General features: G+C 71.4%; 22 protein-coding genes and 1 tRNA gene. 17 read left to right on the top strand and 6 right to left on the bottom strand.

The window, feature by feature from the left end:
• Positions 1 to 94 precede the first annotated feature (94 nt).
• Positions 95 to 817 (top strand): IclR family transcriptional regulator, encoded by a 723-nt coding sequence (locus tag HNR23_RS03760; protein ID WP_184073486.1) that lies wholly within the window; start codon positions 95 to 97, stop codon positions 815 to 817.
• Between the two features lie 297 nt (positions 818 to 1,114).
• Here HNR23_RS03760 and HNR23_RS03755 read toward each other — a convergent pair whose 3' ends face one another.
• The 3 genes from HNR23_RS03755 to HNR23_RS03745 form a co-directional block, all read right to left on the bottom strand.
• Complete coding sequence (locus HNR23_RS03755; protein ID WP_184073484.1) at positions 1,115 to 2,296, bottom strand: NlpC/P60 family protein; 1,182 nt, start codon at positions 2,294 to 2,296, stop codon at positions 1,115 to 1,117.
• Between the two features lie 213 nt (positions 2,297 to 2,509).
• Positions 2,510 to 4,225: a bifunctional 3'-5' exonuclease/DNA polymerase gene (locus tag HNR23_RS03750; protein WP_184073482.1), complete on the bottom strand. Its 1,716-nt coding sequence runs from the start codon at positions 4,223 to 4,225 to the stop codon at positions 2,510 to 2,512.
• A 38-nt stretch (positions 4,226 to 4,263) separates the two neighbouring features.
• Positions 4,264 to 5,169 (bottom strand): 2-hydroxyacid dehydrogenase, encoded by a 906-nt coding sequence (locus HNR23_RS03745; protein ID WP_184073480.1) that lies wholly within the window; start codon positions 5,167 to 5,169, stop codon positions 4,264 to 4,266.
• A gap of 178 nt (positions 5,170 to 5,347) precedes the next feature.
• Here HNR23_RS03745 and HNR23_RS03740 point away from each other — a divergent pair, with 178 nt between their 5' ends.
• Positions 5,348 to 5,941: a PadR family transcriptional regulator gene (locus HNR23_RS03740; protein ID WP_184073478.1), complete on the top strand. Its 594-nt coding sequence runs from the start codon at positions 5,348 to 5,350 to the stop codon at positions 5,939 to 5,941.
• Positions 5,942 to 5,984: 43 nt separating this feature from the next.
• Here HNR23_RS03740 and HNR23_RS03735 read toward each other — a convergent pair whose 3' ends face one another.
• Positions 5,985 to 6,803, bottom strand: coding sequence for a TrmH family RNA methyltransferase (locus HNR23_RS03735; protein ID WP_184073476.1), 819 nt, complete (start codon positions 6,801 to 6,803; stop codon positions 5,985 to 5,987).
• Between the two features lie 125 nt (positions 6,804 to 6,928).
• On the bottom strand, positions 6,929 to 7,447 hold the full coding sequence (locus HNR23_RS03730; RefSeq protein WP_184073474.1) for a hypothetical protein: 519 nt from the start codon (positions 7,445 to 7,447) through the stop codon (positions 6,929 to 6,931).
• 310 nt (positions 7,448 to 7,757) lie between these two features.
• Here HNR23_RS03730 and HNR23_RS03725 point away from each other — a divergent pair, with 310 nt between their 5' ends.
• From HNR23_RS03725 to HNR23_RS03685, 9 genes are all read left to right on the top strand, one after another.
• A complete protein-coding gene (locus HNR23_RS03725) occupies positions 7,758 to 9,488 on the top strand; it encodes a substrate-binding domain-containing protein (protein ID WP_394353739.1) in 1,731 nt (576 codons plus the stop codon).
• Between the two features lie 311 nt (positions 9,489 to 9,799).
• Positions 9,800 to 11,596 (top strand): VWA domain-containing protein, encoded by a 1,797-nt coding sequence (locus HNR23_RS03720; RefSeq protein ID WP_184073472.1) that lies wholly within the window; start codon positions 9,800 to 9,802, stop codon positions 11,594 to 11,596.
• Positions 11,597 to 11,909: 313 nt separating this feature from the next.
• The gene (locus tag HNR23_RS03715; RefSeq protein ID WP_343070413.1) at positions 11,910 to 12,572 is read left to right on the top strand and encodes a hypothetical protein; all 663 of its coding nucleotides are present in this window, start codon (positions 11,910 to 11,912) and stop codon (positions 12,570 to 12,572) included.
• 167 nt (positions 12,573 to 12,739) lie between these two features.
• Positions 12,740 to 14,749 carry a DUF2510 domain-containing protein gene (locus tag HNR23_RS27125; RefSeq protein ID WP_184073468.1) on the top strand — a complete coding sequence of 670 codons (2,010 nt, stop codon included), beginning with the start codon at positions 12,740 to 12,742 and terminating at the stop codon, positions 14,747 to 14,749.
• A 148-nt stretch (positions 14,750 to 14,897) separates the two neighbouring features.
• On the top strand, positions 14,898 to 15,548 hold the full coding sequence (orn, locus tag HNR23_RS03705) for an oligoribonuclease (RefSeq protein ID WP_184073466.1): 651 nt from the start codon (positions 14,898 to 14,900) through the stop codon (positions 15,546 to 15,548).
• Between the two features lie 75 nt (positions 15,549 to 15,623).
• A tRNA-His gene (locus HNR23_RS03700) sits at positions 15,624 to 15,699 on the top strand.
• 645 nt (positions 15,700 to 16,344) lie between these two features.
• Positions 16,345 to 17,550, top strand: a complete 1,206-nt coding sequence (locus HNR23_RS03695; protein ID WP_184073464.1) for a tryptophan 2,3-dioxygenase family protein — start codon at positions 16,345 to 16,347, stop codon at positions 17,548 to 17,550.
• Position 17,551: 1 nt separating this feature from the next.
• Positions 17,552 to 18,178 (top strand): LysE family transporter, encoded by a 627-nt coding sequence (locus tag HNR23_RS03690; protein ID WP_184073462.1) that lies wholly within the window; start codon positions 17,552 to 17,554, stop codon positions 18,176 to 18,178.
• Between the two features lie 240 nt (positions 18,179 to 18,418).
• Complete coding sequence (locus HNR23_RS03685; protein ID WP_184073460.1) at positions 18,419 to 19,852, top strand: hypothetical protein; 1,434 nt, start codon at positions 18,419 to 18,421, stop codon at positions 19,850 to 19,852.
• Here the strand turns inward: HNR23_RS03685 and HNR23_RS03680 are convergent.
• Positions 19,839 to 20,003: a hypothetical protein gene (locus tag HNR23_RS03680; RefSeq protein WP_184073457.1), complete on the bottom strand. Its 165-nt coding sequence runs from the start codon at positions 20,001 to 20,003 to the stop codon at positions 19,839 to 19,841. The two genes, HNR23_RS03685 and HNR23_RS03680, sit on opposite strands and share 14 nt — an antisense overlap.
• 119 nt (positions 20,004 to 20,122) lie before the next feature.
• On the opposite strand from HNR23_RS03680, the gene HNR23_RS03675 reads away from it, so the two are divergent.
• The 6 genes from HNR23_RS03675 (at position 20,123) to HNR23_RS03650 (ending at position 26,666) form a co-directional block, all read left to right on the top strand.
• A complete protein-coding gene (locus HNR23_RS03675; RefSeq protein WP_184073455.1) occupies positions 20,123 to 21,379 on the top strand; it encodes a zinc ribbon domain-containing protein in 1,257 nt (418 codons plus the stop codon).
• 115 nt (positions 21,380 to 21,494) lie between these two features.
• A complete protein-coding gene (gene cpaB, locus HNR23_RS03670; protein ID WP_184073453.1) occupies positions 21,495 to 22,289 on the top strand; it encodes a Flp pilus assembly protein CpaB in 795 nt (264 codons plus the stop codon).
• Positions 22,289 to 23,920 carry an AAA family ATPase gene (locus HNR23_RS03665; RefSeq protein WP_394353738.1) on the top strand — a complete coding sequence of 544 codons (1,632 nt, stop codon included), beginning with the start codon at positions 22,289 to 22,291 and terminating at the stop codon, positions 23,918 to 23,920. Before cpaB ends, HNR23_RS03665 begins: the two co-directional genes overlap by 1 nt.
• A gap of 4 nt (positions 23,921 to 23,924) precedes the next feature.
• Positions 23,925 to 24,332 (top strand): TadE/TadG family type IV pilus assembly protein, encoded by a 408-nt coding sequence (locus HNR23_RS03660; RefSeq protein WP_184073450.1) that lies wholly within the window; start codon positions 23,925 to 23,927, stop codon positions 24,330 to 24,332.
• A 74-nt stretch (positions 24,333 to 24,406) separates the two neighbouring features.
• Positions 24,407 to 25,729 (top strand): CpaF family protein, encoded by a 1,323-nt coding sequence (locus tag HNR23_RS03655; protein ID WP_184073448.1) that lies wholly within the window; start codon positions 24,407 to 24,409, stop codon positions 25,727 to 25,729.
• 16 nt (positions 25,730 to 25,745) lie between these two features.
• Positions 25,746 to 26,666, top strand: coding sequence for a type II secretion system F family protein (locus HNR23_RS03650; protein ID WP_184073446.1), 921 nt, complete (start codon positions 25,746 to 25,748; stop codon positions 26,664 to 26,666).
• Positions 26,667 to 26,671 lie beyond the last annotated feature (5 nt).

The following is a 26,671-nucleotide window of genomic DNA, read 5'->3' as shown; positions in this document are numbered from 1 at the left end:
CACATCTTCACAGCAGGCGGACACTCCGCGCCCGCGGGCGCGGCGCCCGCCCACGCGTGACGCGACCGACGGCAGCGGCGACAAGGGAGCATGGATGACGGAGAGCGGCCCGGCGGGCGGCGGCAGGCGGGCGGATTCCCCGGGAACACGCTCCCAGACGCTCGACCGCGGCATCCGCGCACTGGAGGTACTGCGCGAGGCCCCCGGCCCGATGAGCATCGCCGAGCTGGCCCGCGCCCTGGAGGTGCACCGCTCCATCATCTACCGCATCCTGCGCACGCTGGAGGACCACCGGTTGGTCAGCCGCACCCGCGAGGGCGCCTACGAGCTCGGTCTCGGGCTGCCGGCCCTTGCCCGCGGGGTGTCGCGCGGCCTGCAATCGGCCGCCCTTCCCGTGCTGTCGACGCTGGCCGACTCCACCGGGATGACGGCGTTCCTGGTGGTGCCGAGCGGGGACGAGGCCATCATGCTGGCCACGGTGGAACCGCGGCAGTCGGTCGCGCACATCGCCTATGCCCCCGGTGTGCGCCACCCGCTGGACCGCGGCGCCCCCGGGCTGGCGGTGCTGGCGGCACTGCCGCCGCGCGAGGGCGAGCGCGCCGAGGTGGAGGAGGTGCGCGAGCGCGGCTGGGCCTACTCCCGCAGCGAGGTCCTGCCCGGCATGTCGGCGGTGGCGGCGCCGGTCTCCTCGGCCACCGCGGTCGCCTCGGTCGCGGTGATCTTCCTCGAATCGGCCTGCCCGGATGAGCGGGACCGCCGCCAACTGGGAGAACGGGTTCGTGCAGCGGCCAAGGAGATCATGGCCGATTTACCGTAGATCGGAAACTTTCGCGGTCCTTTTCGGAGTTACGGCGAAGGTGCGTTCCGCTCTTGCCAAATCGGTCGGTCGCTGCTTTCCTAGTCCGGTAGGCCGATACCGTTCTCATTGTGAGCGGATCGTCCGATATCCGAATACCTTCATGCAGGGCCGTTTCGCTGGCTCCCCCTCCCTCAGTGACCGCCCTGCCTCCCCCTCCTCGCCGAGGCCGACCTCCCCCTCCCGGACGGCCTCATCGGCTAGGAGCGAAGGGGCGGTGCCGGCGCGGCACCGCCCCTTCACCCTGTGCGACCGCGGTCAGTCCTCGACGCTCACCCGCACCACACCGGCCAGGTTCTTCGTCCGCACGTCGGTGACCCGCACGTTGAGCCCGGTACGCGGGGCCTCCAGCATCTTGCCCTCACCCAGGTAGATCGCCACGTGCGAGATGTAGTCGGGGGCCGTCGGGTCGTTGCGCCAGAAGATCAGGTCGCCCCGCTCCATGTCCTCGAACGCCACGTGCTGCCCGGCGTACCACTGGTCGTGGGTGACGCGCGGGATCGAGACCCCGTTGCGCGCGAACGCCCACTGCAGCAGGCCCGAGCAGTCGAAACCGCCGTCCGCGAGCGAGTCGCCGCCCCAGACGTAGGGCACACCGACCATGGACTCGGCATCCGCGATGATCTTCTCCATCGTGGAAGCACCGACCGGCCGCCCTGCGGAGTCGGCCGGGCGCGGCTGCGGGTCCTCGGCGAGCAGCTGCAGCGAGGCGTCCTCGCCCAGCACCTCCTCCAGGTCGTCCTTGAGCTCCCACAGGTCGGCGTCGGGCGCGGAGACCACCAGCGCGTTGCCCTCGGGGAAGCCCAGCCCGGCTGCGGTCTCCCGGGACACGATGGCGTCGATCCCGGCCACACCGGAGGTGGCGTGCGTCCACACCTCGCGGGTGACCTCGCCCTTGGCCCCGGCGATATCGACCTCGCTGCCCACGTCCAGCTTGCGCTGCTTGCCGGCGTCGTCGGACAGTGCGATGCGGCCTTCGGCGACGCCCTGCCAGATCTCATCCGCCTCCGCGGAGGGCTCGGGCGCATAGTTGCGGAACTCCGAGGGGTCCACGCCGAGGACCGAGGTGCTCTCGCCGTCGATGTTCACCCGGGCGGCGTCGACCACCTCGACGCTGTCCACACCGTCGAGTTCCGCGACCTTCGCGACCGTCTTCTCCGGCAGCGCCGTGGGGGACACCGCGAAGTAGGTGCGCGGACGCGCCTCGTCGAACGGCGCCACCTCGACGTCCCCGTCGAGACCCGCGGCGTCGGCGACCGGCGGCGTGGGGTGGGCCGAGCGCTCGGCCCCGCCTCCGGGCACCGCGGTGCCCTGCGCGCCCAGCGGGGGGCGCTCGTCCACGTGCGGTTCGGGGGCGGCCCAGGCAGGGGCGCCGAAAGCGGTGAAAGCGACCGCGAACGCGGCCGTGGTCCCCACACACGATCTCAGCCGATGACCCACCGTCAACCTCTTTCCCGCGCCCTTGGGTGATGCCGTATGCAGCGGTAGAAGAGTATGCCGTAAAAGGATGAGTGGTGACAGATGCCCTTTACCAGAGCCCTGCTGACCTGGGGCCCTGCGGGTGAACGAGCGGATGGACCTGTTTCGCGCGCGCCGACTCCGACCATTCCCCGCCGCGCGCGACCCTATGCCCATGTCCGGGCAATGGGCTGCTCAGGCGTCCGCGTAGCACTCCACCACCGCGATGTCCAGCGGGAACCGCACCGGTGTGGCGCCGAACAGCAGCGTGCGGGCCTCATCGGCCGCCGCGCGCAGGCACTCGACGGAGCTGTCGGCGATCGCCCGCGGGACGTGCAGCACCAGCTCGTCGTGCTGGAAGAAGACCAGCTGCGGGACGCCGTGGGCGGTGTCGAGCCCGGTGAGGTGGCGGCGCACCGCCGCCATGAACACCAGCGCCCACTCGGCCGCGGTCGCCTGGATCACGAAGTTGCGGGTGAACCGCCCGCGCGAGCGCGCCTGGCGCTCGCCGTCGCGCGGGTCGGCCGCGGGCGCGGTCTCGGCTCCGCCCTCGGCCGGGGCGGCGTCGCCGAACACGATGCGCCGCCACATCCGTGAGGGGGGCGGGCAGGTGCGGCCGAGCCAGGAGCGCACCAGCCGCCCCTCCTCCCCCGCCCGCGCCGCGTCGTCCACGTAGGCCATGGCGCGCGGGTAGACCCGGCGCATGGTGCGCAGCAGCGGGGCGGCGTCGCCGCCGGTCTGCCCGTACATCGCCGAGAGCATCGCGATCTTGGCGCGCTGCCGGTCGCCGCCGAACGACTCGGCCAGCGGCGCGTACATGTCGTCGGTCCCGGCCGCGGCGGCCAGCGCGGTGTCGCCGGAGACGGCGGCGAGGATGCGCGGCTCCAGCTGCCCGGCGTCGGCTGCCACCAGGGTCCAGTCGGGATCGGCGACCACCGCCCGGCGCACCACCTTGGGGATCTGCAGCGCACCGCCGCCGCGGGTGGCCCAGCGCCCCGAGACCACCCCGCCCACGACGTAGTCGGGCCGGAACCGGCCGTGGCTCACCCACGTGTCCAGCCATGCCCAACCGTTGGCGGCGTGCAGCCGGGACAGCTCCTTGTAGCGCAGCAGCAGCGGGACGACCGCGTGGTCCACCCGCTCCAGCGCCCACGAGCGGGTGGACTCCACCGGGTGCCCGATCCCGGCGAACGCCTTGAGCAGCTGGGCTGGGGAGTCGGGGTTGACCTCGCGGCCGAACTCCGCGGAGATCCGCTCGGCCAGGTCGGCCAGCACCCGGGGGCGGGTGCCGCCGGACGGCCGGGGCCCGAGCTGCTCGGAGAGAACGGCGTCGTGCACGTCGGCCCGCCAGGGGACGCCCGCGTGCGCCATCTCCACCGCCGCCAGCGCACCGGCCGACTCCACCGCGCACAGCAGCGCGAATCGGGACGGGTGCGGAAGCTCGGCGATGCGGCGCTGCTGGTCGGCGTGGACCTCGATGAGCGCGGTGAGCCGGTCCACGTCGGGCGGGAGGGTGCTCAGGTCGGGCTCGAACAGCGCGGGCGGCGGCTCGGCCCCCTCGCCGGCGCGCTGCTGCGGGTCGGGGGGCGCCTCACGTCCGTGCAGCCGCGCCCACGCCGCTCCCAGCGATCTCGGCTCGCCGAACCGGCCGTGGTAGGCCAGCAGCAGGCTCTCCACCAGGGCGACGTCATGGCAGCGGGAGATCCGCAGCGAGTGGCCCATGAGCGCGGGGTAGAACTCCTCGGTCGACGCCCAGACCCAGCGCGCCCGCCCCCCGGTGTGCTCCTCGTAGTCGGCGATCGCCCCGGCCAGGTCGCCGACCCGCCACAGGCTCCCCCCGGCCTCGGTGGCCGAGCCGAGCGCGCGCAGCCTCCCTCCGCCGCGTCCGTCCGACACCACAGCTATGCGCATGGGCCCAGTCTGGCCGCGCCCGGCGACATTTCCCAGCCTCAGCGCCGTAGGGGAACGACGTTCTCCAGCGGTTCGCCCGCCGCCCAGCGGCGCAGCTGGGAGTCGACGAAGCGGCTGGCGCGCGGGTAGAACGTCGCCGACCCGCCGGCCACGTGCGGGGTGATGTCGACGCCGGGCGCGTCCCACAACGGGTGGTCGGCGGGCAGCGGCTCGGGGTCGGTGACGTCCAGGGCGGCGCGGATCCGGCCCTCCTCGGCGAGCAGCGCGGTGGTGTCCAGCAGGGGGCCGCGGCCCACGTTGACCACGAGCGCGCCGTCGGTGAGCAGCGCCAACTCGGGTGCGCCGATGAGCCCCTCGGTCTGGGGGGTGTGCGGGGCGGCCAGGACGACGATGTCGGCCCGGGGCAGCAGCCGGTGCAGGTCGGCCACGCCGTGCACGTCCATGTCGGGGCGCGGATTGCGGGCGACGCGCAGGATCTCGCACTCGTGGGGAGCCAGCCGCTCCTCGATGGCCGCGCCGATGCTGCCGTAGCCGACGATGAGGACCCGGGATCCGGCCAGGGAGCGCGTGTAGTGCGGCCGCCACGCGCGCTCTTTCTGGTCCGCGGCCCACCGGGGCAGTTCGCGCTGGGCGGCCAGCATGAGCGCCAGGGCGTGCTCGGCGGTGCTGGCGTCGTGCAGGCCGCGGCCGTTGGCCAGGGTCACCCCGGCGGGCAGCACCTCCAGCGCGTGCTCGTACCCGGCGGTGAGCAGCTGGACGACGCGCAGCCGCGGCATCCGCTCGATCAGGTCGACGCGCTGGGTACGGCCGTAGGGGACCACGTAGAAGACGACGTCGGCGAGGTCGCCGATGGGCTCGCCGGCCCCGTCGTACACGCCGCCGCGGAGCCCGGCCGGCAGGTTGCGCAGGTTCTCCTCCCAGGGCACCAGCACCCGATCGCCCATCGCCCAGGCTCCCCTCCGTCGCGGTGTGGGTCAGCGCACCACCCTAGATGCCCGCGCCACCGCGCGCACCGCACCCCCCGCCCGAAATTCGGACGTCCGAAATGGAAGTCGGGGGCTCGGCGGGGCGGATTACAGTGAGCGGCATTTCCACCGATGCCGACCCCCAGGGAGCGGTGGCATGAGCACCGATTCCGGTTCATCCCGGTTCGACCATCCCGATCTTCCCGTGAACGCGTGGGCCATTCTGGGGCTGCTCTCCTTCGGCCACGGGCTGTCCGGCTACCAGCTGCGCCAGTGGGCCGGAGACATCCTCGGATACTTCCACAGCGTCCCGGCGATGAGCCAGATCTACACCGAACTCAAGCGCCTGGAAGCGCACGGCCTCGTCCGACCGGTCGACAACGACGTCGGCGACCACCGGTCGCGGCGCAGATACGTGGTCACCCCCGCCGGGCGCGCGGCGCTGTCGGGGTGGATCCGCTCCTCCCGGGTCGAGACCGCCACCTGCCGCAACGGCGCCATGCTGCGGGTGTGGCTCGGTGGGCACGGCGACCCCGCCCGGCTGCGCGAGATCGTCCGGGAGCACCGCGACCGCTGCGAGGAGCTGCGCACCTCGGCCGCCCGCACGCGCACCGACACCGAGACCGACCGCGCCTACGCCCGGCACCGCTACGGCGACCTGGTCATCCGCTGGGCCGAGCGCCGGTACGCCGCCGAGCGCGACATCGCCGAGCAGATGCTCACCGAACTCGACGACCTCGACCCCGGCTGAGCCCAGCCCTTCTCCGTTGATCTCGGAGAAGTGGGCGGGGAACCTAGGGCGCGGTGCGGACCAGTTCGTAGCAGGCGATCGCCGCCGCGGCGGTGACGTTGAAGGAGTCGATGTCGCTCCCGGCCATCGGGATGCGCACGGCCGCGTCGGCCGACTCCAGCCAGCGGGAGGACAGTCCGTCCCCCTCCGTGCCCAGCAGCAGGGCGATGGGCCGGTCCGGGCCGGCGTCCTCCAGCGCGTCGGCCAGCGGGACCGACCCGGCGCCCGGCGTCAGCGCCAGCAGCCGGAAGCCCAGCGCGCGCACCGCCTCCAGTCCGCCGTGCCAGTCGTCGAGCCGGGCGTAGGGCTGGGTGAACACCGCGCCCATCGACACCTTGACCGAGCGCCGGTACAACGGGTCGGCGCAGCGCGGGGCCAGCAGGATCGCGTCGATGCCCAGCCCGGCGGCGCTGCGGAAGATCGCGCCGACGTTGGTGTGGTCGACGATGTCCTCCAGCACGACGACGCGCCGCGCCCCGCGCAGCACCTCCTCGACCCCGGGCAGCGGGCGGCGCCGGAAGGAGGCCAGCGCACCGCGGTGCAGGTCGAAGCCGACCAGGGCCTCGGCGACGGGTTCGCCGACCACGTACAGCGGGGCGTCCACGCGGTCCAGCACGTCGTTCAGCGCGTCCCTGCGGCGCTCGGTGAGCAGCAGCGACCGCGGCTCGAACCCGGCGGCCAGCGCGCGGCGGATGACCTTCTCCCCCTCGGCCATGAACAGGCCGTGCTCGGCCTCCAGGCTCTTGCGCAGGTTGACGTCGCGCAGCCGGACGTAGTCGGCCAGCCGCTCATCCGCCGGATCGGCGACCTCGATGACGCTCATACTTCCCAGTATCGCCCCGGAGCCGACGCCCCCGGACCCTCCGTTGATCTCGGAGATATCGGGGTCTCAGCGCCGACTTTCACCCCGATATCTCCGAGATCAACGGAGAAGCGGGGTGCTCGGGGCTAGGCGAGGGGTTCGGTGAGGGGGCGCAGCCGCTCCCAGCGGGCCTCTTCGCAGGAGTCGGTGCGCTTGACCGTGGTCTCGATCTCCACGCCGTCCCACACGCCGGTGATCAGGGCCTCCTGCGGACCGTACTCCTTGTCCGTGCACACGGCGTCCTCGGAGACCTCGGCGAAGGGGTTGCTGGAGCTGTCCTCGCCCCCGGCGTCCTGGATGAGGTCGCCGAGCCGGGCGCAGGCCGCGGGGTCGGTCTCCGAACTCCCCTCGCAGGTGAGGTTCTGCACGTAGGCCTGGGCGCGGTCGGTGACGTGGACCTGGATCCGGCCCACCGGCCCCACGGGCACGGGGCTGAGCTCGCTCACGGTGCTGACCTCGGACTCCACCGCGTGCTCCGGCGCCAGGGGCACCAGGGAGGTGCCGACGACGAGGAGGTAGCCGACGGCTCCGGCGCCGCACAGCGACGCCAGCAGCGCGATGCCCGCCGACCGGGGGGATCGGCGGTGGGGGTTCAGCTTGGACATGGCCGCCACTCTATGCAGAAGGACAGATGTTTTGGTCCCGATTGGGGCAACTTCTCACACGCCCGTTACCTCCGCGCCGCCCCCCGGCCCCGGCTGCCGCGCGGGTCCGGCCGCCGCAGCGGCACCCGCGTGATCCGGAGCACGCGTCGCGGACGTCCCGGCGTGCGCCGAACCCGCATCCTAGCCATGCGGAACCCGCCAGGTCACCTCCGCCCCTCAGTTCGATCACGTTCGCGTCCGACCCTTTTCTCCCGCGTTACCAGCAAGTAATGTCACGCTCACGCACGTAACGCGCCTTTTCGGAGTTGATGTGCCAGCTGGACGACACCGCATGGCCTCCGGCCCCGGCGGCCCGGCGCCCGATGGCCGGCGAGGAGCACTGCGCTCCCCGCTCGGAGTCATCGCGGTGGCGGCGGGGGTCCTCGTGCTGCTCGGGGTCGCCGTCCCCCTCGGACTGCGCCACCTCGGCTGCGGCGAGACCCGCTATCTGCGGGTGTCCACCACGCTGAGCATGGCACCGGTGCTGCAGCAGGCCGCCGACCGGTTCAACGCCGACGACCCCGCCTACGACGGGGTGTGCGTCTACGCCCAGGCCAAGGAGATGGCGCCGCACCGGATCATGACCGAACTGTCCACCGGCGGCCCCGGCGACTCCACGCTCGCCCCCGACGTGTGGATCCCGGAGTCCTCCGCATGGGTGGAGCTGACCCGCGTCTCGGAGCCGGGGGCACGCGCCATCGAGACCGCGCCCCGCTCCCTGGCCGCCTCACCGGTGGTCCTCACCGCCCCCGAGGACGCCGAGGGTGTTCCCGCGCCGGACCGCGCGAGCTGGAGGGAGATCCTTCCCGGCGAGCGCGAGCCCGAGCGGTCCATGGTGATGGTCGACCCCAACCGCGGCGTCGACGGCATGGCGGCGATGTACGCGGTGCGCCAGCTGCTGGGGCGCGGCGACGGCGCCGACACCGCGATGACCGACTTCGTGCACGACGTGCAGATGGACACGGCGTTCGGCGAGATCGACCTGGGCGGCGTCTACCCCAACCGGCTGGGCGTGGACCCGCTGGCCGTCGTCCCCGAGCAGGCGGTGGTGCGGTACAACGACCGCTCCCCCGACACCCCGCTGACGGTGCTCTACCCCACCGAGGGCACGGCCGAGCTCGACTACCCGTTCGTGTCGGTCGGCGACGACCCGGTGATGCGCGCGGCCGCCGACGACCTCTATGAGCTCCTGCGCGGCGACGACTACACCGAGCGCCTGCGCGAGCTGGGCTTCCGCGACCCCGACGGCGCGGCGGCCGGGCCCCTGGCCGACCGGGACGACATCACCGCCGACCCGCCCGAGACCCATGGCGATCTCACCGGCGACGCGCTGCTGGGCGCGCTGGAGGACTGGAACCGGCTGTCCATGCCCACCCGCGCGCTCGTCCTGGCCGACGTCTCCGAGCACATGGACGTCGACCTCGACGGCGGGCCGTCCCGGCTGCAGGTCACCAAGGACGCCGCACGGCTCGGCCTGACGCTCTTCCCCGATCAGGCCGACATGGGGCTGTGGCTGCTGTCCACCGGGTTCGGTCCGCGCGGCCGCGACGAGGTCACCGACATCGCCGAGCTGGGCGGCACCGACCGCGGCGCGACGGCGAGCCGACGCGAGGAGCTCAGCGGAATCGCCGATGACATCTCCGTGGAGGGCGGCGATCCGCGGCTTTACGACAACATCCTGGCCGCCTACGAGGAGGTGGGCGACGCCTATGACGAGAACAAGATCAACACCGTCATCCTGCTCACCGCCGGCGAGGACGGCGGCTCCAGCGAGATCTCCCAGCGCGAACTGGTGGCCGAGCTGCAGGACCGCTTCGACCCGGACCGCCCGGTGACCATGTTCATCATCGCCTTCGGCGACCAGCCCGACCGGCGGGCGCTGTCCGAGGTCGCGGCCGCCACCAGCGGCTCCCTCTTCGTCACCGACGACCCCGACGAGATCGGCGAGATCTTTCTGAGCTCGGTGTCGCGGCGCCTGTGCGTACCCGACTGCGACGGGTGAGCCCTGACGGGGGCAGCGGCAGCCGCGGCCGCGCCCCCGCACATGTGAACTCCTGAAGCCCCGAATACGTCACGATAAGACAACAGAATTCCCGCCCGAAACCCCGGAGACCCCGCCGTGACCGGACGGAAATGCAGGTCATGACGGCGCTACTGACCGGGCATTCGGTCGGGTAACCGGGATCACGTGCCGCCGCACCCGCCCGGTTCCCGACCGCACACCCTTCTTCACCCCCCTTCTCCCCGGATGTGGTCTTCAGTACCGTTCCGACCCACACCCCCCGTTCGCATCACACCCCCCGTGAGGACACCTTGGGACGCCACCGCGAGAACCACCCGGATGACGAGGGCCGCACGGCCCGCGCAGACATCGGCCGCTCCCGGCGCCGCCGGGGACGCGGCGGCGCGTTCGTCGCCCTCGCGGCGGCGTTCGCGATCATCCTCGGCCTGGGCATCACCGGCTGGTACACGCTCAGCGGCCAGGACGGCTGCGGCGGCCAGGACATCCGGCTGAGCGTCGTGGCCAGCCCGGAACTCGTGCCCCCGCTCAGCCGCACCACCGCGGAGTTCAACGACGCCAGACACGGCGTCGACGGCCGCTGCGTCCGCGTCGACGTGCGAGCCGAGGACTCGGCCAACGTCGCCTACGGCATCACCGGTGCCGGGCCGACCCTCGGCGACACCGACTCCGACGTGTGGATCCCCGACTCCCGGCTGTGGCAGAACATCGTGGAGGACCACAGCAACGGCAACGCCTTCACCGACACCGGGACGTCGGTCGCCTACTCGCCGCTGGTCCTGGCCCAACCCGCGGAAGCGGCCGAGAAGGCCGACGAGGAGCCGTCCTGGGACGCGCTGGTGCCCACCGCGGCGCCCACCGGCGGCGCGGCCGCCAACGCGGTCCGCGTCGTCGACCCGACCCGCAGCTCCTCGGGCATGGCCACGCTCGCCCTGATCGCCGGCGCCGTCGGCGGCGAGGAGGACGACCAGCCGCAGCTCGTCGCCGCCCTGCAGACCCTGCAGCGGGGCGTGACCCCCGACGAGGAGGCCGCCTTCGGCCTGCTCAGTGAGGCTGCCGGCACCGCGGACACCGCGGACACCGCCGCCCCGCCGATCATGGTCCTCTCCGAGCAGGCCGCCTGGCGGTACAACGCCGACCACGCCGATGCCCCGACGCGGGTGAGCTACCCCGACGGCGGCACCTACACCCTCGACTACCCCTACATCGTGCGCACCGAGGACCCGGTGCTGTCCCGGGCCGCCGAGGCCTTCCGCTCGGCCCTCTCCGAGCAGAGTGTCGAGGACACGCTGCTCTCCCACGGCTTTCGGACCGCCGAGGGCCGGGGCGACCCCGACGTGCTGAGCACCGCCGCCGGCTTCGCCGAGGACGCCCCCGACAGCCTGCCCGACCCCTCGGCCGGAACGGTACAGCGGCTCGGCCAGGCGTGGAACCAGCTCAAGCTGGACACCCGCCTGCTCACCATCATCGACATCTCCGGTTCCATGCTGGAGCCGGTGCCCGGCACCGAGATGAACCGGATGCAGGTCACCACCGCGGCCGCCGCCGAGGGGCTGAACATGTTCCCGCCCGAGTCGGAGCTGGGCCTGTGGGAGTTCTCCACCTTCCTCAACGAGGAGCTCGACTACCGGGAGCTGCTGCCGGTCCGGGAGCTGAGCGCCGAGAGCGACGGCGTCACCCACAAGGAGCGGCTGGCCAAGACGCTCTCCGAGATCGAGCCGAAGCCCACCGGCGACACCGGGCTGTACGACACCTACCTCGCCGCGTTCCGCGAGATGCAGCGCAACTACAGGGCCGACCGCATCAACGCCATCCTGATGCTGACCGACGGCAACAACGACGACCCCGACGGCATCTCGCTGGAGCACCTGCTGCAGACACTGCAGACGGAGGGGTCACGGGAGCGTCCGGTGCCCATCTTCACCATCGCCTTCGGCCCGGGCATCGACCCCGAGCCGATGGAGAAGGTCGCCGAGGCCACCGGAGGAGCCGCCTACAACACCGAGGACCCCACCGAGATCGGCGACATCTTCCTGCGGGCCTTCGCCCAGCGCCTCAAGGGGCCGGAGGGAGAAGAGGCCGACGGGTAGCGGCCGCCGCCGACGCGCAGGGGATCGCCCTCCTCACCGTGCGTGGCCGGATGCGGCCATCGGCGTGTGGCCGCCGGACCGGTTCACCGGCGGCGGCCGCGCGACGTCCGCGGCCCCGCCCCCGGGGGCCGGGCGTGCGCCCGCGCTGGCCTGGCGCGTCACCCGGGGACCAGGCGAAGCCCGTGCACAAACCACCTGTTTTCCACGCGAACGCAATCTTCGCCGCCATAATCGCCCAAGCTATGGACTCGGGCGTCGTTTTGGCGTACTCAGAGTAGTGCGGCAGGTGTGCGATCGGTGAGAGGTGGCGGCCGTGGCCAACGCGTGGATGCCAGGCGCCGGACGAGTCCACTGCACGACCTCCGGGGGCCTCTTCCGGGGCGGCGCCCCCAGAGCCGTCTGGCTGACCGCGGAGGCCGACCCGGCCACCCACTCGGCCCGCACCATCGCCGACCGCTACAGCGACAAGGAGCCCAGCGCCCACCTGGTGTGGAACCCGGTGTCCGGGGAGACGGTGCAGCTGCTTCCGGCCACCGTGCCGGCGCTCGGCCGCCTGGCCTGCGACCCCGACCCCGCCCGCGAGGGACGCGTCTGCCTGGTCATCGAGGTCATCGGCCAGGCCGACGACCCCTTCACCGACCGCCCGCTGACCGGCATCGACCCGATCCTGGCCTGGCTCGACTCCTGGGAGGTGGCCCGGGCCTGGCCCGCCGGACCGCCGCCCCCCGTCGACAAGCCGCCGTGTCGCCGGAACGACTCCACCCGGCTGTGGGCGCTGGGCGGCCATTTCGGCCACTCCCAAGTGCCCGGTTCCCAGGCCATCGGCCCCGGCGCCATCTCACCCGACCGGCTACTCGGCACCTACCTGCCCAGGCTGCTGCGCGGCTCCGGCGATGGGCACACACCCGCACCCGTGCACACATTCGCACCCGGCGGCAACAGCACCGGGCCGCACCCGGCCATGGCGCACACCTGAACGACCGCCTCGGCCGCACGCACCGCGCCGACACCCTCACCCGGCCGTCCTCCCCGAGTCCTCCGGCAGGACCGGCGCATTACGACGACGCCCTATCCCCGGCCACTGCGGGCCGACTGGCGGACCAGTGGTTATCGCCGGTCCCATAACCCCTTAGTCTGTCGGCCATGGGTGGATCGATCGAGCCGGGCTGGTACGCGGATCCGCACGGCCAACAGGACATGCTCCGGTGGTGGAACGGCGAGGAGTGGACGCAACACGTCCGCTCCCTGCACGAGTTGGAACAGGCGAGCCGAGGCTCGGCCGGGCAGGGCGACACGGAGGCGACCGCCGACCTGAGCGGCGCCATGCCGACGCCCCCCGCCGACCCCGCGGCACAGGACGCGCCCAGCACCATGCGCATCGACGCCGCGCACCTCCCGGGCGCCCCCGGCGTGGGCGACGAACCCCAGACCATGCGCGTCGACCCCGCCCAGGCTCCGCCCCGCGCCGACGCGGCGGACTCCGCGGGATCGGCCGACACCGAGTCGACCGCCGACCTCAGCGGCCGGGCGGCTCCCGCCACCCCGGTGGCAGAGGAGCCCAGCACCATGCGCATCGACCCCGGCCGGTTCAGCGGACCGTCCACGTCGGCCGCCCCGATCGGCGACGAACCGCAGACCATGCGCGTCGACCCGCCCGCCGGCCCCTCGACCACCGTCCCCGTCGACGAGGCCGCACGATCCGGCTCCGGCGACGCCGGGTCCACCGCCCGCATCGATCCCCACGCCGCCCGGCAGTACATGTCCGGCGCCCCCGAGCCCGGCGACGAACCCACTGTGGACGTCTCCGGCGGCGCGGCCGGATCCACCCTGCCGGTCGAGCCCTACGCCGCCGGCGACGGCCCCACCGCCGACCTGGGCGACCAGGCCCCCAAGACGGCCGTGTTCGGCTCCGGCGGCGAAGCGCCCAGGACCGCGGTCTTCCGGCCGGACGACGAGGCGCCCCGCACGGCGGTCTTCAACCCCGGCGACGCGACCTTCGCGGCGGCCTCCGGCGGCTCCGGAACCGACGGCGGGGCGTCAGAGGAGGACAAGGGCTTCAAGTTCAACAGGTTCCTCGGCGACCTCAAGGACGGCATCTCCGAGATCGCCGAAGAGCGCAAGCAGCAGGCCGAGGAGCGCCGCCAGCAGAAGGAGGAGGAGCGCAGGCAGGCCGAGGAGGAGGCGCGTAAACGCCAAGAGGAGCAGGCCAAGCAGGCCGCAGAGGCCGCCGAGCGGCACGCCGAGGAGCAGGCGCGGTCGGCCGCGGAGGCGGCCGAGCGCCCGCAGCCCCGCGCGTCGGAACCGACGGCGGCACCCGGCTCCGCGGGGGCGGCGGGGGCGGCCGAGCCCTTCGGCACACCTCCCGGCGCCCCGCACACCGCGCCCCCGTCCGGCCCGCAGCAGCCCCACGGCGCACAGCAGCCGTCGGGCGGCCCGTCCGGCGCCCAGCAGCCGCACTCCGGCGGATACCCGGCCGCGCAGCCTCCGTCGGGCCCCCATCCCGCGGCCCCCCAGCAGCCCTTCGGCGCCCCGCAGGGCTACCCCGGCCAGCCGCCGCAGCACGGTACTCCGCCCACCGGCGGCCACCACGGCGGGCCCCAGGCGTTCGACGCCCAGCCCCACCCCGGCGCCTACCCGCCACCCGGCTACCCGGGCGCCCCTTCCGGCCCGCAGCAGCCCGGTCGGCCCTACCCCGGCGCCCCGGGCTACCCGCCGCACGGGCAGCAGGCGCCTCCCCCTGGCTACCCGGCACAGCCCCCCGCCCCGCAGCAGGAGGGCGGCCGCAAGAAGAACAAGGACCATCAGCAGCCCCCGATGGCGCAGGGCTACCCGGGCGGCCCCGGCGGGCCGCGGCCCGGCCCCTACCCGCCCGGCCCCCAGGGCGCACCCGGCTACCCGCCGCAACCCCAGGGGCCCGGTCGGCCCTACCCGGGACAGCCCCAGCAGGGCGCCCCGGGCTGGGGCGGCCCCGCGCCCTACCCGCAGCAGCCGCAGCAGCCGCAGAAAAAGAAGAAGGGCGGCTGCGGGGGCTGCATGGGGTGCTTCATGTTCCTCCTCCTGCTCCTCCTGATCGTCGTGGGCGGCGCCGCCTACCTCCAGCTCTCCGGCACCTTCGACGTCATGTGGGAGATCTTCGCCGTCGACATCTACTAGGCGGTCGACCCGGCCCGCCTCCCGCGGCCCCGGTGCCCCGGTGCCCCGGCGTGATCGAGCCGGGGCACCGGGGCCGCACCGTTCGGTCCCCCGCCCGCACCAGCGGTGACGAGAACCGCCACTCGTCAGACGCCCTAAGCTGACCGGTATGAATGACTGCCTGGTGTGGATCGACTGTGAGATGACGGGGCTCGACCTCGAACGCGATGCGCTGATCGAGGTGGCCTGCCGTATCACGGACGGCGACCTCAACCAGCTCGACGAGGGCATCGACGTGGTCATCAAGCCGCCGCAGGAGGCGCTGGACCAGATGGGTGAGTTCGTCACGCAGATGCACACCACCTCCGGTCTGCTCGACGTGCTCGACAAGGGCGTGACCCTGAAGGAGGCCGAGGACCTCGTCCTCGCGCACATCAAGCGCTACGTGCCCGAGCCGAAGAAGGCGCCGCTGTGCGGCAACTCCATCGCGACGGACCGCCTGTTCCTCGCGAGGGACATGCCGCGCATCGACGAGCACCTCCACTACCGCATGGTGGACGTCTCCAGCATCAAGGAGCTGCTGCGCCGCTGGTTCCCGCGGATCTACTTCGCCAGCCCGGAGAAGAACGGCGGGCACCGCGCCCTGGCCGACATCACCGAGAGCATCCAGGAGCTGCGCTACTACCGTGCCGCCGCCTTCGTCCCCGCCCCCGGCCCGGACAGCGCCACGGCCCGCGCGATCGCGGCCGACATCGTCGCGGGCGGCACGGGTGTGCTCAGCACCACCGAGCCCGAGGGCGCGACCCGGCCGGAAAAGTGAGCGAAGCACCCTCTGACGTCCGCTAGACTCTTCCATGAACGCAGGCGCTGAAGCCACTTCAGCCCCGCGGACATGGTGGGTGTAGCTCAGTTGGCAGAGCACTTGGTTGTGGTCCAAGATGTCGGGGGTTCAAGTCCCCTCACTCACCCCAGAGCGGGAGGCCTGGTCATCGAGATGCGATGACCGGGCCTTTTCCGTTGAGGAGGTGCCTTCGCCCGAGCGGGCGGCGCGTCGGGCACTTGCCCCGGCGTGTTCGGGCGCGCTCGGCCGGGTCCTCCACGCTGCGATCACGGCCACGGCCACATCCGGACATGTGTGTCCGGTAAAACCCCGGAATCGGACGGGCAAAAGGGCGGGCGCAACCTCCCCAGCGGACGCGCAGGGAATGATCTTCGCGCACCACCTTCTTTCTGCCCTGGCCGCGCACATGATCGAATAGTCCACACCCCGAGTTCTGGCATTTCCTAGCGTCCAGTTTTCGGACAACCCCCTCAAGCGTCCTTCCTGATCATCAGTTTCCACCTCCCGGGCCATCACCTAGGGTGGACAACATTCCGGTACGGCCCCAAGAACGAAACCCCACCCGTCTTCCGGACAAGCAGGAAACTTCCGCCGACGAGCGCACGATATCGCAGGAAACGCCTCCCCGCGCGAATCTTCGGAGGGGGACCCCTCGATATACCTCGCCCCGCGCGCCGGCGATGTCTCCGGCGGAGGCAGTCACCCCCTGCCCTGTTTCTGCTGCTCTCGTCGATACCAATCGACATGACACCGAGATAGACCAGAGGCGACTTTCATGATGAGTGCGACGTATTCGTCAGAAGCAAAATCCGACCGCGAGCTGGACGCGTCCCCGGCTCAGGGATGCCGACCCGGCGATCCGCTCTCCGCCGAAGGGGTGGTCCGCAGGATCCTCCGGACAGGAAAAGACGCCCTCGACGCCCCGCTGCTGGGAAGCCTGCGGCAGGCCCGTGCCGCCCACAGCGGCGATCCGTGGATCACCGCGCTGCTGGACTGCGTACTCGACAAGGACGAGGGGCGCTATGACTACCGCAGCTACCTCGCACTGGACGTCCTCAACGCCGTGTTCCCCGGATCGGGCGCCCCCTTCCCCGCCCGGCGACTGAGGCGACTGCTCATGGCCGACGTGGTGGCCTTCGAGTCGGAGACGGCGCGGGGGATCGGCGACGACCGGCTCCCGCTGGGGCGCCCCTCCCCGGCCACCACGGCCCGGAGGATCACCAAGGCCCAGCGGCTGAGCGCCGAGTGGGATGACGTGGAACCGCTGCCCGCCCCACCGAACGACCGCGCCGGAAGGATCCTCGCGTGTAGTGTTCTTCCGGTGTCGCCGCAGCACGACGAGTATCTTTTCATTCGTGTCCTGCAGGCGTACGAGATCACGTTCCTGGCCATGGGGGTCGAACTCCAGGACGCACTGGACGCATCGCACACCCACGACATTCTCGGCGCCACCGCCCATATCAACGCAGCGGCCACGGAACTGGAACGCACTTCAGGCCTGTTCAGCCTGCTCGCCACGATGCGGCCGGAGTCGTTTCAGGCGTTTCGCGCACAGACCGATGGGTCCAGCGCAATTCAGTCGCGCGCCTACAAGTCCCTCGAACTGCTCTGCGGTCTGCCGACACCCGAGCGGCTCGACTCACCGGCTTTCCGATCCGTACCCGGCATCCGAGAAAGGGCACTGGACCCATCGCCGCCCGATTCTCTCGCAGCCTGGTATCTGCGCGTGTACCCCCGGCTCAGCGAGAAACAGCAGGAGGCCGTCGACACGGCACTGGACCGACTGGAGAAGGCCCACCAGAAGTGGAAGCGCACGCACCTCAGCCTGGCGAGAACGATGATCGGGGACGCGGCCGGTACCGGGGACACCGACGGTGTCGACTACCTGCGGCGTACCCTGGACAACCGGCTCTTCTGGGAGATCGGGGACCGGTGCCCCGCCCGCGCCGCACATACAGGCGACACACCTGGCAGGTCATAGCGTGATCGAAGCCCTCGGAGTCGGAATCGCGCTGGGGCTCGGCGCAGGGCTGAGCCCCGGCCCGCTGCTGAGCCTCGTCGTATTGAGCAGCCTGCGCGACGGCGTGGCAGCAGGGTCCCGGTTGGCGTTCGCGCCGCTGCTCACCGACCTGCCGATCGCGTTGCTCGCCCTCACCCTGCTCTCGACGTTCCCCCCGTCGGTCGCCGCCACCCTGTCCGCCATCGGCGGCCTGGTGGTCATCGGCTTCGGGGTGATGTCGCTGCGCGAGTCACGGCAACCGGCCGCGGCCGCGGCCCTCGACGGGTCGGGCCCCGGGGCCAGGAGGTCGGCTCCGCAGTACCTGCTCCGCGGTGTCGTCGTCAACGTCCTCAGCCCGCACCCCTGGATCTTCTGGATCGGGGTCGGCGCACCGCTGACGGTGTCCGCCGCCCAGACCAGCCTCCTTGCGGCCGCAGCCTTCGTCATCGGCTTCTACGGCCTGCTCGTCGGAAGCAAGGTCGTCCTGGCGGCGGTGGTCGGCACCAGCGGACGACGGCTCAGCCCCCGTGCCCACCACATGATCGCGGTGGGTGCCAGCGTGCTGATGATCGCCACCGGCGTGCTGCTCCTCCTCAACGCCCTGCGCTGACCGCCGACCCGGCTACCGGGACGCCCCGTCACCCGAAGCAGAATCGCAGTGCCCCGGGGGAGGAGGAGCCGACCGCTCGCACCCCACTATCCACAGGCCGACCGGACGCCCTCCCCGGGCCACGGGCCTTTCATTACGATAAGAATTCGATCCGCCGCACGGGACACGTGAGATCGCGGCACCGGGAACCACCATCGCATGACCTCGCCGTAACCAAGCACCTACCTTTGGGGAGCTTGCATGGTGCCCTCCTCCCACCCTGAGCCCGCAGCCGCACCGGCCCCGGCCGGTCTCACCAGGACCGCTGTGCGCAGTGGGCCCACGGCGGCCGTGGCCCTGATGGCCGACATCCCGGCCACCGGGCAGCTGGGGGACGCGTGTGCCCGCCGCTTCGACCTTCCCGATCCGGGCCGCCGCGTCTTCACGTCGCGGTCGGCGGCGCTCGGGGGTGGCGCGGAGTTCATCGACTTCGCGGCCCGGCGGCTCGACGACGGGCACAAGGTCATCGCCGTCTACCCCGCCTGGCGGGCCGAGCCGGCCCTGCGGGCCATCCGCTTCGCCCGGGGCGCGCTGCGCACCGACCACATCGCCCAGGTCCCGCTCGACCTCTCACCGCTGGCCCTGTCGCTGGTGGCCGACCAGCTCGCCCACCTCGCGCCCTACCTGCCCGCCGGGCTCACCGCGGCGGTGGCACGCGAGCTCCCGAAACACATCCTGGCCGGGGCGTGGCTGCGCAGGGTCGGCTCGCTGGCCACGCTGCCCACGACGATCGGCCAGCATGTGGGCTCCTACGTCCCCGGCGTCGCGTTTCTCGCGTACTGCTCCCCGGAGGCCGGCGTCCGCTGGATCCGCCACGGCGCCGACATCGACGAGCTGCCGTACCGCCCGCAGGCACCCACCCAGATGCTCTACACGATCCCCGAGGGTTTGCGCACCTCGTTCCTCGACGACCACCTGCTCCCGGTCCTGTCCCCGGACCGCTCCCTGGCGCTGCCACCACAGCCTCTGGCCGCCGACTACTGGGGGACCTCGGCCCACATCGAGTTCGTGTCCTTCAGCGCCCACCCGCGCGCGCTCACCGCCGTCCTCACCGACCTGGCCTCGACGATGTGCACCTGGTGCCGCGAGCCGGTCGCCATCCCGACCTGCCCGTTCTGCGGCGCGGCCAACCGGCTCACACGCCGCCCGCCGGGCCCACCGCGCCTGTCGGCGCCCGTCACGCCGCGCCCCCGCATACGTGCCACAGGCGCGACGGACGATCACGCGCCGTCATGTTCCGACCCCACCGGCACCCCGGGGGAACCGGAACCCCAGGAGGCCCCGGCGCCGCCTCCGCTGCCGACCTGCCCCGCCCCGGACGACCAGCAGGAACCCGTTCCAGCCACGCTGGGCGACCGCATGGAGTCGATCCGCCTGCGCGCCCGGTCCTCCCACGCGCCCCTGCCGTCACTCCCCGAGCGACTGCTGAATTCACCGCACCCGACGCCGGTCCCATCCCCGCGCACCGGCTCCGACCAGGTAATTCACCACCGAAATCCACCGTCGGCACTTCCCATGGCGCCCAACGGCCGCCCCGGTTCGCACCCCTTGAACGCCGATTCCGAACCACCGGGTGCGTATGATCTTCCTGCCTCCGGCGAGAGCACCTTGGCACGTCGAGTTACACCGCCCTGACCAGCCGGACAAGCTGCCGCAACCCAAGCGTGACCTCGTGTCCTATATCGGCCAGAATTGCACCGAGCGTCACTGTTCCGAGTGCAAACAGGCTGATTTTCCGGTAGACCATAACCCAGCGTAGGCTGCGGCGATTCTCGGAGAGCAGCATGAACAGGCTGTGTGTCGCGCCTGTCAGTGACGACGCAATACGATATCCCGGGACGAACCGCCAGTGGCCTGCCGCGCCCTCGTCCCACGTACGACCCCATCCCCCGGGAGCTAGCCAAAGTGTCCACTGCCCCCTCCAGGTCGACGCCTGTCGTCGCCCTGCTGGCTGACATCCCAAGCACGGGTCACCTCGGGTCCTCACAGGCACAACGGTTCGCGCTGGCCGGTGACGACCACGCCGCGCGATCCGCCGAGTTCCTGGACTTCACGGCCCACCACATCGCCCAGGGCAGGAAGGTCGTGGCGCTCTACCCGGCGTGGCGGGCCGATGAGGCCGTACGCACCATCCGGTTCGCCCGAGGGGCACTGCGCACCGACCACATCGCCGCGGTCAGCGCCGACCTTTCACCGCTGGCCCTGTCGCTCATGGCGGACCAGCTCGCCTACCTGGCGCCCTACCTCCCGTCGGGCATCATCGCGGCGCTGGCCAAGGAGCTGCCCGAGCACATGCTCGCCGGCGGTTGGCTGCGCAGCGTCGGCAACCTCTCCACCATCCCGATCACCCTCAAGCAGCACCTGGGCTCCTTCGCCCCCAAGGTCAAGTTCCTCGCCTTCTGCGCCCCGATTCCCCGTGTGGGCCGGGTGAAGCGGATGGACCCGGCCCCGAACATCCCCTTCCGACCAATCGACCCCGTCCAGATGCTCTACTCGGCGGGCGACGACATCGACACCGACACGTTCGACCAGCAGTTCATCCCGGTTATCCGTACCGACTCCACGCGCAAGCTTCCGACGCAGCCCCTGGGCAAGGAGTACTGGGGCTCGTCGAAGTACGTCGAGTTCGTGGCCTTCAGCGCCCACCCCAACGCCCTGACCCAGCCGGCGCGCAGCATCCGGCCGGTCACCTGCTCGTGGTGCGGTGAGCAGGTCGCGGGCGGGCACTGCCCGTTCTGCGGCGCCGCCAACCAGATGCCGGTCGGCCGCCCGCCGGGCTACTCCAGGGCGGGCAACGTCCCGCCCCCCGTCAACACGCAGCCGCACAGCCGGGGCAGCGGCCCGGCCCAGGCCGCCCTGGACCGCTACCGGCGTCAGCAGACCGCGCCGCAGGCACCGCGGCCGCACAGCAACACGGCTCCGCAGCAGCCCCCTCAGCCCGCACCGGGGCGCCCACCCCAGCGGGCTCCGGCCGCGCACCCACCGGCGCCTCAGGTGCCACCCGGGCCGGCTGGGCCACCCGGGCCATCTGCCCCACCCCGACCACCTGGGCCACCGCCGAGAAACCAGACGGCCCAGCCCCCCGCTCCGCTGCCTCACGGACGCTCGCCGCACGAGGCCGGACATTCGAGAACAGGAGGCCCGGTACCTCCACCGGAATAGGCTCCTGCCCCCGTGGGCGCGGCGCAAAGGCGCCGCGCCCGCAGTGTCAGCCGCACGGTCCCGCATCGGCACTGCGGCCCACGTCCCCCAACCGCCAGGCTAGAAATGGAGCACCATGAACCCCCGTCAGCGGCGAGGCGTTCTGCTCATGGTCATCGCCGCCGTCGGCGCCATCGCCGTCGGCTTCGCCGTCATCTCCCACTCCGCGTCTCTGCAGGCCGAGATGGGCACCTACCGGACCGCGTTGAAGTTGACGCAGGACGTGGAGCCCTACCAGCAGATCACGGAGGACATGGTCGAGGAGGTCGAGGTTCCGGCGAAGTTCTTCGACGAGAAGACCTTCCTCGCCGACCTATCGGCCGAAGAGGTCGGGCGCACCCCCGTGTCGGCGACCTTCATCGACGAAGGGGCGCTGCTGCAGAAGACCATGGTCGTCGCCGCACCCGACCTCCAGCAGGGCGAACGTGAGCTCGCGATCATGATCAACGCCGAGACGGGCGTCGCGGGCAAGATCAGCCGCCAGTCGCGCGTCGACGTGTACGCGGCCTTCCAGCCCAGCGACCGCATGGAGGACGCCTGCCAGATCCGGGTGCTCACCAACATCGAGGTCCTCGACGTCGGCGAACTGGCCTCCGAGATCGACGAGAACACCGGCGGCACCAACAGCGTGGTCCCGGTGACGTTCCGGCTCAACCCGCACCAGGCCCTCCAGCTCGGCTACGCGGAGTCCTTCTCCAGCGGCGTCCGGCTCGGCCTGGTCAGCCCCGAGGGCGCCGGCAACCCGGGCAACCTGCAGTACTGCTCCGCCGACCAGTTCAAGGAGATCCAGGCCGAGAGCGGATCCGACTCCGACGACGACAACGGAGACGACGAGGACGACAACGACACTCCGCAAACCGGGGGTAACTAGTGAGCGCTTACCAGGTCATGATCGGGACTCCGACCGCTGAGTTGGAGACCGCGCTGACCACCCGATTCGAGGAGCTCTCCGACGCCGATGTCGTGAGCGTCCACCGCTCGTCCCACGAGATCAGCGAGACCGTCGGCAAGATCCCCACGCTGGATGTCGTGCTCATCCACGAGGAGCTCGGCCCGCTCCCGGTATTCGACCTGATCCGGGACATCTCCCGGAACCACCCGCAGCTCGCGGTGATCCTCCTCGTCGACGAGGTGCAGCCGGCGGCCTACACCGACGCCATGGAGGCCGGCGCGCGCGGCGTGCTGGCGGCCAACGCGACCATCGAGGAGCTGCGGGCGCGGGTCGCCTCCGCGGCCGACTGGTCGCGCACGATCCGGCGCCACCTGGAGGGTGCCGCCCTCGACGTGCCGACCACCGGGCGCCGGGGGTCGATCATCACCTTCGTGGGCTCCAAGGGCGGTGTCGGGACGACGACCACCGCCATCCACCTCGCCCGCCTCGCGGCCAAGGCCGACCGGCTGGTCTGCCTGGTCGACCTCGACCTGCAGGCGGGCGACATCCCCGGCTACTTCGACCTCAAGCACCGGCGCAGCATCGTCGACCTGGTCGACGCCTCGGAGGACATCAGCGCCTCGATGCTCGCCGACACCCTCTACGTCCACCCGGACGGGCTGCACATCCTGCTCGCCCCCGACGAGGGCGAGCGGGGCGAGGACGTCTCGGCCCGCGCGGCACGGCTGATCCTGGGGGCGCTCAGGTCGCGGTACGACTTCGTCCTCGTCGACTGCGGTGCGGCCATGACCGAGTCCACGGCCATGGCCGTGGAGCTGGCGGACAAGTCGGTCGTTCTCACCACCCCCGACCTGCCCGCGCTGCGCGGCGCGCAGCGGCTGATCGCGATGTGGGACCGGCTGCAGATCCGCGAGAAGGACAGCGTGACCGGCCTGCTGATGAGGCACAGCCGGAAGAACGAGATCCAGCCGGACTTCGCCCGCAAGCTGCTGGGCACCGACTTCCTCAAGGCCGCTGTCCCCGCCAACTACCGCGCTCTGGAGGAGGCGTCCAACACCGGCAACCCCGGGCGGCTCAACGACGAGTCGCTGCTGAAGGCCTACAGCCAGCTCGCCAAGGAACTGGGGCTGTTCTCCGCCCCCGACGAGGACGAGCAGGAAGAGTCGCAGTCGGCCGGCGTGTCGGGCTCGGATACGGCGGCCAAGCCGTCACCGGTCAAGAGCCTGCTGCGGCGTCGGAAGGAGGCGTCCGACAGCGGGGCGGCTTTCGTCGAGTTCGCCCTGGTCGTTCCGCTGATCTGCTTTGCCGCGCTGCTGGTGTGGCAGGTGCTGCTGATCGGCCTGACCGGCATGTACTCCAGCCACGCCGCGAACGAAGGCGCGCGTCAGGCGGTGGTGACCCCGAACAGCGACGAGCAGATCGTCGAGGCGGCCACCAAGCGCATCAGCGGCCCGTGGAAAGAGGAGGACCGCTTCTCCCTCGAAGTGGTGCGAGCGGCGAACAACAGCCCGCGCGCCGTCAACGTCACGGTCAACATGCCCGCGGTGATACCCGGCGCCCCGACCCCGTGGGAGATCTCCAGCGGCGCCAAGGTTCCCAACGAGAGGTGATCACGTGTCCGCGAAAGCCTCGTCCCCCGGCTTGCGGGTCGGGCGCTTGCTCCGGCACCGCCTCAGATCGGCGGACGACCGGGGCAGCCAATTCGTCGAGTTCGCCGTCTACCTGCCGTTCTTCCTCCTTGTGGTGACCATCGCCCTGGAGGTGTTCTTCAGCTTCGCGGCCATGGAACGTATGAACAATGCGGCACGGGTCAGTGCCGACGCGGCCGGGCGCTACGGGGCCGAACACGGCAGGAGCCTCGCCCACGACACGCTTCCCGGCTACCTGCAGGACCAGGCGAAGATCGACGTCTACCGGGTCGAGCACGGCTACGCCACACGCATCGAGGTCCGCATGCCGCTGATCTTCTCCTATTCCGGTTTGGACCTGCCTCTCACCCGGACCGTGGAAATGCCCCGCTGACATACCGGGCCTCTCCCGTCTCCGCACCGACCGACCACTTCTTTTCTTCCACTTCCTTCCTTGGACAGCGACTCATGGGACTCAAAGACCGGCTCGACGCCGACCGCAAGGTTGAGCAGCGGTCCGACCTGGGCAGTGTCGCCCACTGGCGGGAGCGGCTGCTCCACGAGATCAACCTCGAAGATCTCGCCATGCTGGACATGCACCAGCGCCGCACGCGCCTGGAGAAGGTCGTCGGCCACCTCCTCTCTCGGGAGGGCCCGGTCCTCTCCGACCGGGAGCGCGGCATGCTCGTCCGCCGGGTGGTCGACGAGGCGCTCGGCCTGGGCGTCCTCGAACCGCTGCTCGAAGACGAGAGCGTCACCGAAATCATGGTGAACGGACATGACACCGTCTACGTGGAGCGCGGCGGCAAGGTCGAGCGCCTGGAGATGGCCTTCGCCAGCGAAGAGCAGCTGATGCAGACCATCGACCGCATCGTCGCCCAGGTCAACCGGCGGGTCGACGAGTCGAGCCCGATGGTCGACGCCCGCCTCCCCACGGGCGAGCGCGTCAACGTGATCATCCCGCCGCTCGCCCTCACCGGGCCCACGATCACCATCCGCCGGTTCCCCAAGCCGTTCACCCTGCAGCAGCTGGTCGAGTTCGGCAGCTTGGACACCGATACCGCCATCCTGCTCGCGTCCCTGGTCCGCGCGCGGTTCAACATCATCGTGGCGGGGGGTACCGGTACCGGTAAGACCACGTTCCTCAACGCGCTGTCCGGCTTCGTCCCCAACGACGAGCGCATCATCACCATCGAGGACTCGGCCGAGCTGCAGCTCCAGCAGGAGCACGTGATCCGGCTGGAGTCGCGTCCGCCCAACATGGAGGGCGTCGGGCAGGTCACCATCCGCGATCTCGTCCGCAACTCGCTGCGTATGCGCCCCGAACGGATCATCGTCGGTGAGGTCCGCGGCGCCGAGACCCTCGACATGCTCCAGGCGATGAACACCGGTCACGACGGCTCACTGGCCACCGTGCACGCCAACTCCGCGCACGACGCGGTCTACCGGCTGCTCACGCTGGCCTCGATGTCGGAGGTGAAGATCCCGTTCGAGGCGCTGCGCGACCAGATCAACGCGGCCGTGGACGTGATCGTCCAGCTGAACCGCTACCCCGACGGCAGCCGGAAGGTGTCCGAGATCGGTGTGGTGGCCTCAGAGCGGCACGAGGAGTTCCGGTTGGAGCACCTGCTGCGCTTCGACGCCGAACCGCCGAACGCCGAGCGCCGGGTGCGCGGCGTGCACCACCGCTTCCCGCTGCCGGCCCGGATCGCCCAGCGCGTGATCTCCGCAGGGGAGTCCATTCCTGCGGTGTTCGGCGCGGCCTCGGCCGACGGCTCCTCCTCCATCTGAAAGGCACCCGACCCCAATGCTGCTGATCACGGTCCTCATAGCGGGCACAGGGATCCTGTTCATCCTGGCCGCACGTGAGTGGGGCGCCGGCCTCGACCAGAACGCGCAGATGGCGTCCCGCAGCGCCCTGGCGGAAGTAGAGCGCCGCGCCAACTCCCCCTTCAACCGGTTCGACACGTGGCTGCGCCGCTCCGACATCGGTAAGAACCTGGAGACCCGCCTGGCGCGGGCCGGCGTGAAGATGCCGGTCACCCTGTTCGCCCTGCTGATCATCGTCGGCGGGTCGCTGGCGATCATCTTCGTGGGCCAGCTCCTGGCCCCGCTGTTCGGCTTCCTGGCGGCGGTCCTCGTCGGCTTCTTGTTCCTCCAGTACCTCAAGCGCAAGGAGGAGCGCCGCAAGGAGGAGTTCATCGCCCAGCTCCCCGAACTCGCCCGCGTGCTGTCCAACGCGACTCAGGCCGGCCTGGCACTCCCCACCGCGATCGCCATGGCCGCGGAAGAACTCGACGACCCGGCGGGATCCGAGCTGCGCCGCGCCGCACACACCATGCGCCTGGGCAAGTCCTTCGACGCCGCCATCGCCGACATGCGCGAACGCATGCCTTCACGGGAGATCGGTGTCCTGGTCTCCACCCTGCTCATCGCGTCCCGGTCTGGCGGTGCGCTTGTCACCGCGCTGCGCAACATCTCCGACACCTTGGAGCAGCGCAAGGAGACCCGGCGGGAGATCAGGACGATCCTCAGCGAGACGAAGGGCACCGCCTGGGCCCTGCTCGTCATGGGTGTCCTGTCCCTCTTCGGTCTGAACATGCTCAATCCCGGAAGCGTCGGCGCGATGCTCGACAGCCTCCTCGGGATCATCCTGCTCGCCGTCGTCGGTGTTCTGTTCACCATCGGATTCATCGCCGTCCAGCGCATGACGAAGATCAACTACTGACCCTG

This window comes from Nocardiopsis mwathae (assembly GCF_014201195.1).
In the GTDB taxonomy this organism is placed as follows: Bacteria; Actinomycetota; Actinomycetes; order Streptosporangiales; family Streptosporangiaceae; genus Nocardiopsis_C; species Nocardiopsis_C mwathae.
The sequence above is the reverse complement of the archived record's forward strand: the minus strand, read 5'-3'. Positions and strand labels throughout refer to the sequence as shown.